At 41.3% G+C, this 15599-nt stretch carries 13 protein-coding genes; all 13 read left to right on the top strand.

Annotated elements, in window-relative coordinates:
• Positions 1-137 precede the first annotated feature (137 nt).
• The 13 genes from MSWHS_RS05740 to MSWHS_RS05680 all read left to right on the top strand — a co-directional run bounded on the left by MSWHS_RS05740 (position 138) and on the right by MSWHS_RS05680 (position 14773).
• Positions 138-1337 carry a potassium channel family protein gene (locus MSWHS_RS05740; RefSeq protein ID WP_048126759.1) on the top strand — a complete coding sequence of 400 codons (1200 nt, stop codon included), beginning with the start codon at positions 138-140 and terminating at the stop codon, positions 1335-1337.
• Between the two features lie 498 nt (positions 1338-1835).
• The gene (locus MSWHS_RS05735; protein WP_048126758.1) at positions 1836-2714 is read left to right on the top strand and encodes a DUF362 domain-containing protein; all 879 of its coding nucleotides are present in this window, start codon (positions 1836-1838) and stop codon (positions 2712-2714) included.
• Positions 2715-2954: 240 nt separating this feature from the next.
• The gene (locus MSWHS_RS05730) at positions 2955-3161 is read left to right on the top strand and encodes a hypothetical protein (RefSeq protein ID WP_048126755.1); all 207 of its coding nucleotides are present in this window, start codon (positions 2955-2957) and stop codon (positions 3159-3161) included.
• 749 nt (positions 3162-3910) lie between these two features.
• Positions 3911-4495: a YbhB/YbcL family Raf kinase inhibitor-like protein gene (locus MSWHS_RS05725; RefSeq protein WP_048126753.1), complete on the top strand. Its 585-nt coding sequence runs from the start codon at positions 3911-3913 to the stop codon at positions 4493-4495.
• 37 nt (positions 4496-4532) lie between these two features.
• Positions 4533-5099 (top strand): peptide-methionine (S)-S-oxide reductase MsrA, encoded by a 567-nt coding sequence (gene msrA, locus MSWHS_RS05720; RefSeq protein WP_197074026.1) that lies wholly within the window; start codon positions 4533-4535, stop codon positions 5097-5099.
• 127 nt (positions 5100-5226) lie between these two features.
• A complete protein-coding gene (locus MSWHS_RS05715) occupies positions 5227-5940 on the top strand; it encodes an ABC transporter ATP-binding protein (protein ID WP_048126751.1) in 714 nt (237 codons plus the stop codon).
• Positions 5941-6047: 107 nt separating this feature from the next.
• Entirely contained in the window at positions 6048-6728 is a 681-nt protein-coding gene (locus MSWHS_RS05710; protein WP_048126749.1) for a heme exporter protein CcmB, read from the top strand.
• Positions 6729-7009: 281 nt separating this feature from the next.
• Positions 7010-7723 carry a cytochrome c biogenesis protein gene (locus MSWHS_RS05705; protein ID WP_048159567.1) on the top strand — a complete coding sequence of 238 codons (714 nt, stop codon included), beginning with the start codon at positions 7010-7012 and terminating at the stop codon, positions 7721-7723.
• A 525-nt stretch (positions 7724-8248) separates the two neighbouring features.
• On the top strand, positions 8249-9346 hold the full coding sequence (locus MSWHS_RS05700) for an NADH:flavin oxidoreductase (protein ID WP_048130244.1): 1098 nt from the start codon (positions 8249-8251) through the stop codon (positions 9344-9346).
• A gap of 750 nt (positions 9347-10096) precedes the next feature.
• The gene (locus tag MSWHS_RS05695; RefSeq protein WP_156148077.1) at positions 10097-10813 is read left to right on the top strand and encodes a hypothetical protein; all 717 of its coding nucleotides are present in this window, start codon (positions 10097-10099) and stop codon (positions 10811-10813) included.
• A 1043-nt stretch (positions 10814-11856) separates the two neighbouring features.
• Positions 11857-12435 (top strand): helix-turn-helix domain-containing protein, encoded by a 579-nt coding sequence (locus MSWHS_RS05690; protein ID WP_048126745.1) that lies wholly within the window; start codon positions 11857-11859, stop codon positions 12433-12435.
• Positions 12436-12539: 104 nt separating this feature from the next.
• On the top strand, positions 12540-12995 hold the full coding sequence (locus tag MSWHS_RS05685) for a thioesterase family protein (protein WP_048126743.1): 456 nt from the start codon (positions 12540-12542) through the stop codon (positions 12993-12995).
• A 125-nt stretch (positions 12996-13120) separates the two neighbouring features.
• On the top strand, positions 13121-14773 hold the full coding sequence (locus MSWHS_RS05680; protein ID WP_048158850.1) for an AMP-binding protein: 1653 nt from the start codon (positions 13121-13123) through the stop codon (positions 14771-14773).
• The last annotated feature ends 826 nt before the right edge of the window (positions 14774-15599 follow it).

Genomic DNA, 15599 nt, shown 5'->3' with positions numbered 1-15599 from the left:
TAATAGCATCACTTTTATCAGGAACATTTATATTTAATTTAATAAGCCTTTCAATTAGGAATAATTCAAAAATTAATAATTACTATGAGGTATATACTTATACACACTAACAATAAGGTAGAGTTGATACAGAGACCATGTTCCCTAAAGAATTCAGATACAGTCCAAGGAATCTTATAGACCTTTTGACTGAGATGAAGGATACTTCCGAACTCATGGTAGACCTTGCGTATTCTGCAATGGTCTATGATGATGAGGACATCGCAGAAGAGGTGCTTAACCTTGAAGATAAAATGGATACCCTCGACTATAATATGAAGATGGCTGCAATGTTAAGCACACGCAGGGTTGACGAAGCTGAAGAACTCCTGGGAGTTTTGAAGGTTGCTGCGTCCTCGGAAAATATAGCAAACGCTGCAGGCGACATTGCCAAAATCGTTCTCATGAATATGGGCATTCCTATGGAGCTGAAGGTAGCCCTCAGGGAAGCAGAAGAAACCATTGTCAGGGCAACCGTTGCTGCAGAATCTGTAATGACCGGACGCACTCTTGGTGACCTTGAACTTGATATCGAAACCGGGATGTGGGTAATTGCAATCCGCAGAAGTGAAGACTGGATTTATGACCCTGATAAGGAAACCCGGATCCGTCCGGGAGATGTGCTGATCTCCAGAGGGCACGATGAAGGGGTTCCTCTTTTATTTCAAATGGCGACGACAAAGAAGTTTGTTCCGAAAGAAATCGAACACGATACAGCCTTAAAGGACCTTGAACACGCAGTGGACATAATCGTGGACATGAAAAACATGTCTGAACTCTCAGTAGGGCTTGCTTACTCTGCGATCCTCTTCGATAACGAAGATATTGCATATGAGGTCAGTGCCCTTGAGTCAGAAATGGATTCCATGAAGTACGAACTTCAGCACTGGGTACTTGAAACTGCAAAACACGTTGAAGATGTAAACGTGCTCAGGGGAATCCTGCACCTTGCCAGTGCCTCGGAAGCGATTTCAGATGCCGCCTACGGAATTGCAGATACCGTCCTGAGGGATATTGAGCTCCACCCGATCATTACCCTTGCAGTCCGGAACTCCGAAGAAGTAATCACCCGGCTGCAGGTCGAAAAATGTTCTCCAATAGTTGGCAAGACCTTCTCGGAACTGAGACTCGAAACAGAAACCGGGCTGCATGTAATGGCAATCAAGAGGGCTGAACGCTGGGTCTATGCTCCTAAAGGCAATACTGTTGTCCAGGCAGGAGACATGCTTATTGCCCGCGGTTCCAGGATTGGAGAAGGGGCACTCATAGAGATGTGCGAGTGCAAGTTACGACAATAAATTTACCCCAGTTGAATCTCCCCAGTTGAATCTCCCCAGTTGCGCCTCCCGAATTGCGCCTCGGGATCGCAGGAAATCAGAGATTTTCTGGGAATTGCGATGTAATCGCAACAGTACGCGGTCCTTTTCGCTGTGCTCAAGAGGAATACTTGAAGGATTAGAGTAAAGAGCTGCGCTCAAGAACTACTTAATGGGTTTTAGCAGGGAGATTCGCTCAAGTGGACTAAATAATAGACCTTCTGAACCCATACAACCTTATTCACGGTACTATGTCGTTTTTGTCACGCTCGACGCAGGAGAGTAGTCTTACAAAAATAGTGAAAGAAGAGAAAAAACTACAGGTAAGTAACAAACAAGGCGGAATTAAATTCAATCTAAAAAAATAATCTTTTTGATGCTACTTTTTATTTCTTCTGTCTCCATTATTCTTTCGTCTTCGTTTTTCATTTTATTTCTGATATTTATACATCGGGTTACAATTACTCTATGGAGGTTGCTATGGCAATTGTTGGACTTTCTAGAAATGAGGATACTCTGGAATCCGTAAGAATAGCTGTGGAGCTTGCAGGCGGGCTCAAAATTAAGGAAAGGGCAACTGTGTTGATCCGACCGAACGCAAATACCGCAGACCCAGCTCCGGGTTCGACAAACCCTGAGGTACTGAGGGGCGTTATCAGAGAAGTAAAAAGATACAATCCAGGAAAAATAATCGTGGCTGAGAAGTCGATGAGTTCGCTGAACACGGAGGAGGTGCTCAAAAAATTGGGGCTCTGGCAAGTTGCTGAGGCTGAAGGAGTTGATGAAATCCTGACGTTTGACCACATGAAACGCGAACATGTGGAACCCAGGAAGGCTTACTCCTGGCCGCGAGGATTTGATGTGCCTGAGTTTCTGTCGTCTATAGATTACTCAATTGCCCTTCCGGTAATCAAGACTCACTGGACTGCAACGTTTACTATGGGCCTTAAGTCCCAGATCAGCATAACTGCAGACAGGGACAGGAGGCAACTCCCTCACGGACAGGGGATGGATGTGCTCTTCGGAAACATGATTGCCGAGTCCAATCTCGTTTATAAGCCTGATTTCTATATCTCGGATGCTACAAAGTGCTTTGTGACCAACGGCCCGAATATAGGAACTCTGAGAGAACCGGGAATTGTCCTTGCAAGCCCGGATGTGATCGCAAACGACACCGTCGGCCTTGCCCTTCTGAAAACCCTGGGCACGGTTACGAAAATTCAGGGGAATTCAGTCTGGGATCAACCCCAGATCAAAAAGGCTGTGGAATTGGGATTGGGGACGCGCAGCAAAGAAGAAGTCGTGGTAAAGGGCTCCGGGGTAGAGGAGATAAACGAAATTATTGCCAACCTTACCTGACCTGCCTGTTACCTGATGTTATCTGAAAAAGCTCTCCTGAAGTGTCAGATTTCCGAAAGTGCCATCGTTTCCGGGAGAATTAGAGCTGTCAGAGGGTGAAAACCTGAGCAGCTTAAAAGAGAAATTTTCCGGTAGCTCTAATCATTTCAGCTCCCGTTTTTCAATGGCTGTGCAGTTATTCTCACTGATCACCAAAATTTATTTATTTTCAACAGCCCCATAGTTATTGAGGTGTTTTCTATGAACTGCGAAATTTGTGGAATAGAGAGTGATGCAAGATACTGCACCGATTGTGGCAAAATTATGAACGACGTTATAAGACGTGTAGGCGAAGCTCGCTGGGCAGCAATTGATGACTGTTCTTTTATTTATCCACTTGTACGACGCGTGGGTAAAGGAGAGTTGACAGTTAACGATATAATTCAGGCTCTTGAAGTTGAAGATTGAATAAGCTGCCTTTCAGAGTTTTATCCTTAACAGTCGACGGCTTTAAAGAATGGTTCCTGAGCTGCAGTTTATTTTTTAAACCTGGGTTTTCAGGTTACCAGAGTCATCAATATCGGTGGTGCAGCCAGGCAATTCCAAAAAACGGACTTAAACCGAAAACGGACTTAAACCGTACTGGAAGTTGAGTTCGGGAAATTTAAGTCTGGTCAATTTAAGTTATATTTAAGAGGTCCAGACCTTAAGGTCGGATTTCAAATTAATTTATTATGGTATCTCAATTCAAGTTTTAAAGTTGGGTTCTGAGGTGAACTACCCCTAAGCTAAAGACTTAGCGGCTTCTCACTTCATAGAAGACTATCGGCATCTCCATGAACGTTAATTCGGGCTATACCATCCCTACTGAGTTCTGTCCATTCGTCCGTTTAGGCTTTACATGAATACGAACTTGGTACAGTGGATTTATTCAAGACATATCAAGCCTGATGGCGAACTCTTGGAAAAAGGTTTAATGTTGAGGAAGTTGACGCTTATATCCCATGAAATTAAGATTTCATGGGTTTTACGCTTCTTCTTATAAATATCCTTAAGGTTATATCTCTTCAGCCTTAACATTATAGTGTTAAACAATTTACTCTGATCTCAGGAACTGGTGCTGTGCATGAACAGAAAAGCCGGAGCAGTTGTTTTAATGCTCCTTTAACATTATAGTGTTGAGCAATTTACTCTGATCTCAGGAACTTGTGCTGTGCATGAACAGAAAAGCCAGAGCAGTTGTTTTAATGTTCCTGTTTGCAGGGGTGCTCCTGATATCGGGATGTATAAAAAATAGGCAGGTTGAAGCACCTGCAGATGAAGGATCTTCTGATACCAGCAAAGAGGATGAGAATATGGACATCCAGATTATAAAGGTTTTTAGCAGTGCGTTTGAATCTAACAGTACTATCCCCAGAAAATATACATGTAATGGGGAAAACATAAATCCGCCTCTGGAATTCGCGAACATTCCTGAGGAAGCCGAAAGTCTGGTACTGATCATGGACGATCCTGATACTCCCATGAATCCATTTACTCACTGGGTCGTCTGGAATATTGAGCCGGTAGCAAAAATAGAGGAGGATAGTATCCCTGGAATAGAGGGAATAAATAACTTCAGGAAGATCGGCTATGGTGGTCCATGCCCTTCCTCGGGCACACACAGGTACTTCTTCAGGGTTTATGCGCTGAACAGGCAGCTTGAGCTCAAAGCAGAGGCCGGGAGAAAAGAGCTTGAAAGCGAAATGATAGGGCACATTATTGCCGAAGGGGAACTGATGGGAAAATACGGTAAAACCTGAGCAGAGAAAATTTCCTTGAAGATTGAGGGGGGAAATAGTGGAAGGTAATAAAAAAGCTGAACAGAGAAACGCAACGCTTGAAGAGAGTACAGATGTATTTGAAAATCCAGGAGAAGGCCTGGAAAAAGCAACCTTTGCTGCAGGCTGTTTCTGGGGAATTGAAGAGGCTTTCCGGCAGGTTAAAGGCGTGATTGCAACTGCGGTTGGCTACAGCGGAGGGCAGTTTGAAAAGCCTACTTACGAGCAGGTCTGCACCCTTAATACTGGGCATGCAGAGGCCGTAAGGGTCATTTTCAACCCAGGGGTTGTATCTTATAAGAACTTGCTGGATGTTTTCTGGAAGGTCCATGACCCGACCACAAAGGACAGACAGGGACCTGATGCAGGAAAACAGTACCGCTCCGTGATTTTTTACCACAACGAGGAGCAAAAAGCTACTGCTCTAGCCTCAAAGGAAGAACTCGAGAAGTCAAGCACTTTCAAAAATCCTATAGTAACCGAGATAGTGCCGGTATCTGATTTCTATATGGCAGAAGATTATCACCAGCAGTACTTTGAAAAGAAGGGGTTTTTGCAGAATATACTAAGGAGTTTTAAGAAATAACTGTTGGAGACAGGCTCCGTAGACAAAAAAGTGTAAATATGGAGTCATTAATCCAGTACAAAGCTACACAGATACAGCACAAACCATATAAAAAGATTAATTTAGAGGGATTCTCAAAGTAGTGCCGATGGAAAACGCGGTCTCCATAAGGGAACTATCAAAAGTTTACGGGAAAACTCCTGTCCTGAAAGCCCTTGACCTTGACCTAAAAAAAGGCGAATTTGCGGTTGTTTTTGGCCCCAACGGAGCTGGAAAGACCACTCTATTGAAGTTGATCTCGACCCTGATCGAGCCTACCGGAGGCTCTGTTTTCGTGGCCGGGTTTAACATAACTAAAGAACCGGAAAAAGTCCGTAAAGAAATAGGGATGCTTTCCCACGATTCCTACCTCTATGGAGATCTTACTGCAAAAGAAAACCTGCATTTTTTTGGGAAAATGTATGGAATAAATGGTCAGGAACTTGAAAAGAGAATTTTACAGCTTTTAAATGAGGTAGGGCTTGTAACAAAAGCGGACGAAAGGGTCAGCACTTTTTCAAGAGGCATGAAACAGAGGCTTTCCATTGCAAGGGCTCTGCTTCACAGGCCTTCCCTTCTCCTTCTGGACGAACCCTATACAGGTCTTGACCCCGGAGCCACCCTGGTATTCGAAAATCTCCTCAAAAGCCCTGAATTCCAGAGGAGCACAAAATTAATGGTTTCCCACGACCTTGAACGGAGCTTTGCCCTCTGCGATAGGGTCCTTATCCTGAATAAGGGAAAGTTTGTATATGATGGATTTAAGGAAAATTTCTCAGGGCTTCAGGAATTCAGAGAAAAATGCGGCTTCATGCTCGCATGATACAGAAAATCAAGAGCAAAAACACAATTAAAAATGAAAAAATATAAACAGATAAATATTGAAATCAGGATTAAATAATAGATCACGTGGAAACAGGAGTTTAAAAAATGATCCGGAGCTTTTATATCGCTGCAAAAGACCTTAAAGCCGAGTTCCGGACAAAGCAGATGCTTAATTCAATGTTTATTTTCTCGCTTCTCGTGCTTGTGGTCTTCAGCGTTTCTTTCGGTGATTTTCTCGGGGATACTGAAAAGGTCGAAAAACTTGCTCCCGGCGTACTCTGGATTGCTTTCACCTTTGCCGGAATGCTCGGGTTTTCCAGGACCTTCGTAATGGAAACTGAAAATGGCTGTCTTGAAGCACTTATGCTCTGCCCTGTAGACAGGGGTGCTATTTATACCGGAAAAATCCTCTCCAACCTTGCGATTGTATTTCTTATGGAAACTGTAACTCTGCCCTTCTTTATCATACTTTTCAATTACAGCCTGGGAATTGGAACCCTGTTCCTGCTCCTGCTCATCCTCTTCCTCGGGACTTTCGGGTTTATTGCTGTCGGGATCCTGCTCTCTGCTCTTACCCTTGGCACCCGTACCAGAGAACTTCTCCTGCCTGTCCTTCTCCTGCCCGTACTCCTGCCTGTCCTGATTCCTGCAGTGGAAGCAACCGCCGGAGTTCTTGCCGGAAACAGCATCGAGAATCTGATTCCTGAAATTAGGCTGCTTACAGTTTACGACCTTGTGTTCTTTGTAATCTCACATCTTGTCTTTGAATATGTTGTTTCAGACTGAGGTCTGACTAAGATCTGACTAAGGTTTTTCAGGCCGGAAAAAAGAAGGATGAGAAGAAAAAAGAGGGGAAAAGGAAAATAGTAAAACAGAAGAATCTTCAAGACAGCGATCAAAATCGAACCAATAATAAACGAAGTAAATCGAACCAATAATAAACGAAGTAAATCGAACCAATAATAAACGAAGTAAATCGAACCAATAATAAACGAAGTGAATCGAGTCAATAACAAGTATCGGTATTGAATTATTGTTATCTTAACCTATCAAAACACGTGAACAAAATGGCATCAAATTCCAGAAAAACCGGAGTACTGGCAGTTGCAACTGCCAGTGTAATGCTTCTTGCGGCATATATGATCTTTTTCTACCTGCCTCCGATTAAGGACGAAGCAGGAGAGGTTCTGAGCGGGAGCTTCAGGATATTCTTCTTCCATATGCCAATAGCAATTATATCCTATCTGGCTTTTGTAATTTTATTTGCCGCAAGCATCCTCTACCTCCGGGATAAATCTCTCAAATGGGACATCTACGCCCGCTCGGCTGCTGAAGTGGGAACCCTTTTTGCGTTCCTGGTGCTTGTCACGGGTTCAATCTGGGCAAAGGATGCCTGGGGATGGTACTGGATCTGGGATATCAGGCTGACCACCTCCCTAGTCCTCTTCCTTGTTTACCTCGCCTACATGATGCTCAGAAAAGCCCTCGAAGAGCCTGAAAAAAGAGCCCGGCTTTCGGCGGTCTTCGGAATTTTAGGCTTCATGTCCGTGCCCCTGAGTTTCTTTTCAATCCGGCTCTGGCGCTCGGCTCATCCCCTTATGTTTGGAGGAAACACAGGCGGAAGCGGAGGAGGACTTGAAGGGACAGCACTTCAACTTACCCTCATTGTCAATTTCATAGCTTATTTCCTGCTCTTCCTGACCCTCTATTCCATAAAAGTACAGAATGAGCGGATGGGAGAGGAACTTGATGCACGTAGATATGCTGAATCAGAAATCTGATATCTGGCAGTCTGATATTTCTTTTTTTCAAAATATGTTACATAAATTGCACAATGTAGATAAAGATCACACTAGATATAGAGAGTAATTTATTAATTTTAGAGGGAAGATTATGCGTTTTAAAATTCTGGTTACTGTTGGGTTTATTTTGCTGGGAATTGTGACTTTTTCGGTATATTCCGATTTTAACAACGAAAGCAATAGTTAATGACAGAGATATGACAGATCCAGACAATGAAAGTTCAACAGATGGCCTGTTAGAAAGCAGTGAAAATGGCATATTCGAAAAAATAGAACTTAACAATGGCTCCATCTGCGCATTAATCCGATAGATAATCCGGAAATACCCTATGGAAATAGGGATTGAGATTGCTTGACTTAATTTCCTTTTCTTCCCTTCTTTTCCTTCCTTTTTCTTTCTTTTCCTGTGCATCAAAGGGAAGCTTTGTGTCTGAACTAATTTCCCTTCCTTTTTTTCCGGGAATCCGGGATAATTATTTACCCTTCCCTCCCCTATTTTTTCCCATGATTTTTGATCCGATCACAGTCTGTAACCTGAAACTCCAGAATCGCTTTGTGAGGTCCGCAACCCATGAATTTATGGCAGAAAAGGATGGAACGCCTACTTCCAGACTTGGAGATCTCTATGAAGAACTTGCAATAAATGAAGTAGGGCTGATCATAACTGGCTATTCTTATGTCCTCCCCGGAGGGCAGAGCGACAATCTGCAGCAGGGCATCTATGATGACCGCTTCATAGAGCCATACCGAAAGATAACCGAAAGGGTACACAGGTACAAAAGCAGAATTGTGCTCCAGATTGTACATGGAGGGCGGCAGGCAGACACTTCGGACGAATACCCGGTTCCGATTGCTCCGTCAGTGGTCAAAAACGGGCATTCGTCAGTAGTCCCCAGGGAGATGACCGAAAAGGAAATCCTGGAAATGATTGAGGCTTTTACCCTGGCGGCTGTGAGGGCAAAGGCGGCAGGCTTTGACGGAGTCCAGCTCCACTGCGCCCACGGTTTCCTCTTAAGCAACTTTATATCCCCTTACACGAACAGGAGGACTGATAGATGGGGAGGCTCCGTAGAAAACCGGGCAAGGATAGTCACGGAGATAGTAAGGCGCATAAAAGAAGAAGTAGGGAACGATTTTCCGATTCTTGTGAAAATGAATGCAACGGATGGTTTCCAACCTGGCTCAGCGAAGGCAGAGCTGGGACTCGATTCCCCTGAATGCGTGGAAATTGCAAAAATTCTTGAAAAGGCAGGTATATGTGCAATAGAGGTCAGCGGAGGGATAGGTGAGGCAGGTGGGGTAACCATAAAAACTGCAATTAATTCTCCTGCAAAAGAGGCATATTTCAAGAACTACTCAAAGATGATCAAAAGTGCAGTGGGTATCCCGGTAATCCTTGTAGGTGGCATCAGGTCTCTTTCTGTTATGGAGGATCTTCTTGCAAACGGGTTTGCAGACCTTATATCAATGAGCAGGACGTTCATCAGTGAACCTGACATTGTTTTAAAGCTTAAATCAGGAGAGGCTAAAAAGGCAAGGTGCGTATCCTGCAATCTCTGTTTTGATCCAAAAGGGATCAGGTGCAATTTCGAGTTTCAGTGAGTTCAGGAAAGCGGTAGTTTTTTACTTTTTACTTTTTCCCGATTTTACTCTTTTCTAGTTTTCTCTTTTTTCTATTTTCCTTTTTTCGAATTTTCCCTTTTTCTTCTAACTGATTTTTGGTTTTTGTTTACAATGTTCCAGTTTAATAATATTTTTATCAAATCTGAAAAATGCCAATTACTTCACTTTTTCTTTTTCAGGAACAATAAATGGAAAAAATAAGCTATCAAAATAAAGAACAATACAATGAGTAATTCTCTAGGTATTGTGTAAGTAGTAGTCATTGTAGTAACAGAACTTGCAGTTGTACTCATACTATCTATATGTATTACTCATACTATCTATATGTATTACTCATACTATCTATATGTATTACTCATATTATCTATATATATTGTACAACTTATATATTTATATGTATTTTTTCCGATAAAAAAAAGATTATAATATGTATATATATTACTGATAGTTTAATTTTTTATGATTTCTATTGTATAAATTTAAGAACTATCTTTTAGTTGCGCATCCAGACTGTTTCTTATCATGATATATTGTTTATAGATTTTTCTATGTTCCTAAAAATAGATTAATGAATGTTTTTAAAAAATTTATTGTATAAATAAACAAATTGGGTTTTAAAAACAAATAATATTCTAAATAATGGATAAAATAAATATATACATATAATTAAATTAGTGTATTATTAATGAAAGTAACTACTCTATTTACCATATCCATTGTTTTTTGTGGTTGCTGTTTATTCCACAAGTATTAGCAAAAGAAAATATTGACGTCTCAACAACTAATAGTTTAAACAATGAGCTTCAAAAATCTATCAAAAATTACAATCAAGTAGTAGAAAACGAAGCATCTTCGTGGGATGATGTTACAAAGTGCACTGATCAGATCGATCCAATCATAAGTAAAATTAATAATCTTGGAATGGACGTTGCTTTCACTCAAACATCTGATGTGCACATAAATAAAAAAGGAGAAACACTGCCTTCCTGCGTATCTGCTGAGATTAAACCATATATGCTTTCAAAATCATACCACTTCACTACAAATGAAAATACAAGTACAGTTTTAGCTGAGGTATATGGAACAAATATCACAACTGCAGAATTTATGGAAAAGGTATATCCAGGATCATTGGAAGTACTTCCTAAAGATACTGTAGAACGCCTTGAGACAGAACCAATGGTTTGGCCAGATCCAGATAAAATACAATCCAGTGAAATACAAATGACAGCAATTAATAGTTCAGAATCAAATACTGCAGACGGTGAAGTCACAACTAAAGATCTAATTTCATGTGGCATATATGGAGTATCTTGCGTATCTGTTCAATTACCGGATACTAGCGCAGGAGAACTACTTTATATGTCATACACTAAAGTGACGTTGCCAAATAAATATACAACAATCCCTGAAATAAGTGTAACTTCATATATATATGGACAGTAGCACAACTCCTATAGCTTCAGCAACTGATTATGGATTCAATACTAAAGAAGAAATCGCAAGCGGTATTACAAATCTATATTCTGGGTATCACAAATATTATACAAAAGGTTATCACTATGTGGTATGGCCTATAGGCTCAATTCCACCATATCAGACTGGTGTCACAGTAACGCCATATGATTGGGTCACCTATTAACATATGCGTTTAGCTAAATGAAAGGTGCCTCTTTATATGAGATATAAAAAGTAACAGCACAAACTCTGTTACTTCTCATTTTTAATCAAGTGAGATTTTGCCAAAATTGACAAAAATGCTCTAAAAACAAAAAAAGCAGATTACAACCTACATTCCGCAGTATTTTTTTGAAAATCAATATTTTTTCTGATAGCGTTTTTGAAACAGATTCAAATAATAGAGGGTCAAATTGGGACTTGGTGAAATTGAATACTATCGTTTTTTGGGCTCTGAATACACCATCTAGCTGTTTTTAACTCCTGCACAGAAACCCAATAAATCCGTATTTGATTGAAAAATAGATAGCATGAGAAATTGTGAATCTACAAAATTTTACTGCAGAAAGTGAGTTTTATGGTATATACCTGCAAAAAATCATCCTCGGCTTTTCAAAAGTTTTATGGTATAAATTTACATGGTACGAACTTTTTTCTTTTCCTTTATTATTTATAACCTGAGCCGCCCGAAGTCACCAAATATCCCTCTGCAATATCCCATAAAATTCTACTTACAATGCTTGGCACACGGTACCAAGTCACTCGCACATTAAATTTAATATAAAATCCATATATCTTATATAATCTAAATTTTATATATTATTTGACAAGTTTCTAAAATACTTTTTTAACTAATTATTTTAGTATGAATTCGATAGCTGATGCTTTTTAGTAGGTTCCGCCATTTCAAAAACTTTTTTATAATAGAGAGATACAAAAGGGATAAGCTTTATAGCCTATTTATAGGGACTCTGGTTTACATTTTTTTGCCAGGCCCTCTAACTAAAAAATGTGTGTGAGGAAACATAATTATGTCAGAAGAGAACCGTGTCGGCAGTAAGATACGCCATCTTAGAGAAGCCCAGGATATGACTGTTGAAGAACTGGCTGAAGCCAGTCAGAGCAGCGTGGAGTTAATCCAGCAGTTAGAAAACGGAGCACTCGTTCCCTCCTTAACCCCTCTTTTAAAGATTGCCCGGGCTTTAGGCGTCCGTCTCGGGACTTTTCTAGACGACATGCCCCAGAGTGGGCCTGTAGTGGTAAAGGCAGGACTATCCGAAAACGTGGTCCGTTTTTCCGGAAAAACCGAGAGACCAAAGAAGAGTGCTCTTGAGTTTTACTCCCTTGCATCGGACAAAGCAGACCGCCATATGGAGCCATTTATTATTGACATCCATTCCTCTCCTGAGGAAAGCCACAAGCTCTCTTCTCATGAAGGGGAGGAGTTCATCTACGTCCTTTCCGGAGAAATTGAAATCTTCTATGGCAAGGATGTTCACAAACTAAGTGTCGGAGACAGCATCTATTACGATTCAATTGTCCCACATGACGTCCATACAACGGGAAAAGAGGATGCACGAATAATGGCTGTAGTCTATGCTCCTCTCTAAGAGCCTCAGTTGGATGGGTAAGAGAGTAAGAATTGACTTCAACGAGCAAAGTTTAGATTAAAATTGGATAATTGAGTACAATATTACGAGCTAGGGAATCCAAAATGTTCAGTATAAATGTTAGTCCGCGCTTTGGAGACATCGATGGTCTCGGGCATATAAATAATACAGTCCTTCCGGTCTGGTTCGAAACGGGAAGAAACTCCATATTCAGGCTTTTCTCCCCGGACCTTATCCTTAGTCCTGATGTGTGGCACCTGATTCTTGTAAGAACTGAGTTTGATTTTCTGAAGCAGATGTATTTCAGGTCCGATGTGGAGATCAGGACCTTCATTGCAAAGATCGGGAACAGTTCCTTTACTGTCGGGCATGAAGCCTGGCAGGAAGGGGAACTCAAGGCCAAAGGCCAGGCGGTACTGGTTTATTATGACTTCAAACTCCAGAAAGCGTTCCCCCTTCCAGACTCTATCCGCGAGGTCCTGAAAAGGCACATGTTCCCTTCAATGGACGCGTCCCCGGAGGACGCAAAAACTGATACGGATTCTCCCTGCTCAATTTAAATATACTTCAGAAACGCCTTTGACTGGCCAGGATATAAAAACCCCATTCATAAGCCGAAAGTTTCAGAAAGTAGTTTCTGAAAGTAGTTTCTGAAAGTAATAGTCCAGAAGATGAGGCTGAAACCATGCATCTTATAGAAGATTCTCTTGGAGAATACTTTGAAAAACAGGTAGCTGTAGACCCTGACCACGAATTCATCATTTATCCTGACCGTAACCTGCGCTTTACTTATGGCCAATTCAATGAAAGGGTAAACAACCTTGCAAAAGGGCTACTTGCGATAGGGATAAAAAAAGGAGACCATGTAGGAATCTGGGCAAAGAACGTCCCTGACTGGCTTACCTTCATGTTTGCCACCTCAAAGATAGGAGCAGTGCTTGTTACGGTAAATACAGCATACAAGAGCCATGAAGTTGAGTATGTGCTTAAACAGTCAGATATGAAAGCACTTGCTCTTATCGATAGTTTCAAGAACGTTGATTATCTTGAAATTATTAACGAGCTGGTCCCGGAGCTCAAGAGTTCTGAAAGAGGGCGCCTGAGAAGTAAAAATTTTCCATTCCTGAAGAGCGTAATTTATGTTGGGCAGGAAAAGCACAGGGGTATGTACAATACCAATGAGCTGATGCTCCTTGGCAGCCATTATCCAGATGACGAACTCAAGAAGATTATGGAAAGTGTCAGTGGAGATGATGTAGTCAACATGCAGTATACTTCAGGAACGACCGGTTTTCCAAAGGGAGTTATGTTGACCAGTAAAAACATCCTGAACAATGGGCTCTCCATAGGCGACCGCCAGAAGTTCACTCACGAAGAACGGCTCTGCTTACCCGTACCTCTTTTCCACTGTTTTGGAATCGTGCTCGGGGTTATGGCTATCCTGACCCACAGGGCAACGCTTGTTATGCTTGAGGTTTTCGATCCTCTCCTGGTGCTTGCTGCAATCCAGAAAGAGAAGTGTACCGCACTTTATGGCGTACCTACAATGTTCATTGCCGAGTACACCCACCCCATGTTTGATATGTTCGACCTCTCTTCCCTGAGAACCGGGATCATGGCTGGTTCTACCTGCCCTGTGGAAGCCATGAAAAAAGTCGTAAAAGATATGCACTGCCACCAGATCACCAGCGTCTACGGGCTTACGGAAGCATCTCCGGGAATGACCCAGACAACTGTCGATGACCCCGTGGAACTCAGAGTTGAGACTGTAGGCAAGTGCTTCCCTGGCGTTGAAGTCAGAGTAGTTGACCCATCTACAAATGAGCCAGTGCCCACTAACACAGTAGGAGAGCTCTGCTGCCGTGGATATAATATCATGAAGGGTTACTACAATATGGTGGAAGAAACAAAAAAAGTAATTGATGAAGAGGGCTGGCTGCACAGCGGGGATCTTGGGACCTGTGACGAGAAAGGTTACTACAGAATCACTGGCCGCATAAAGGACATGATCATCCGGGGCGGGGAGAATATCTATCCCCGGGAAATTGAAGAGTTCCTGCACTTCATGCCCGGTATCAAAGATGCCCAGGTGGTTGGCATACCTGATACGAAATATGGGGAAATAGTAGGAGCCTTTGTTATTCTCGAAAAAGGTGCAGACCTCACGGAAGCCGATATCAGGGACTATGCTATAAGCAAGATCGCACGCTATAAGGTCCCAAAACATGTCTTCATAGTAAATGAGTACCCTCTGACTGCAAGCGGCAAAATCCAGAAATACAAGCTCAAAGAACTGGCTGTGGAGCTTCTGAAAAATAGGGAGACAAACGGCAACTAATTTAGTACTATCGACCTTTGGGTCGATTTCTTTTTTATTTTTAGTTTAGTCCATGTTTTGCTTGCTTGAAAATTTTAATTGGATTAAAAAATTAGAAGTTATCTATGTTTTAGAGGTTAACTAAAATTTTCAGCAAATAAGAAAATAATGCCTCGATCAAATGTCAATAAGCAAACAAAATTAATAAATCATTGAATATTTAACATAATTTATTATATATAGAATTTCAGCATTAGAAGGATTGTAATTGTAAGAGAAGCACATTAGTGCGTGTTTGTAAATAGAATACTTGGGGAGTATTCATCAATAGGGGTTTCATCCGGTTGAGAGCCCAGGGGATCACAATAAAGGGCTCTCAATCAATCACCACAACCAACAGCAAATCTTTATTGCTTTCTCTTACAATTGTGTAAAGAATATGTGGGAGTATTCTTTAAAGGGGGTTTCATACGATTGAGGGCCCAGGGGATTATAATAAAGGGCTCTCAATCAATCACCAATACCTGCTATTTCAACCAACTTTTTTAAACCCAACTTTTTTAAACAAATTACAACTCATATAGCATGTACATTACAACTATATGGCATGTACAGATCATATTGCATGTACAGACAGAAAATCCACTATTGATATTTTCAGTTATAGAATTTCCCCAGATATTTAATTGACCCCTGATAATCTTTCTAATAATTATTTTACTATTCTATGATATATAAGTCCTTTGATACATTGACCAAACTTCACACATAACAGTATAGAAACGTTACACTAATAGAATTTTTTGATCGCTTATAGCCTGTTTCGAAAGTTTTCTTTTGCTTTGTC

Source organism: Methanosarcina sp. WWM596, assembly GCF_000969965.1.
In the GTDB taxonomy this organism is placed as follows: Archaea; Halobacteriota; Methanosarcinia; order Methanosarcinales; family Methanosarcinaceae; genus Methanosarcina.
Note: the sequence above shows the minus strand (reverse complement) of the source record. Positions and strands in the feature narration are given on the sequence as shown.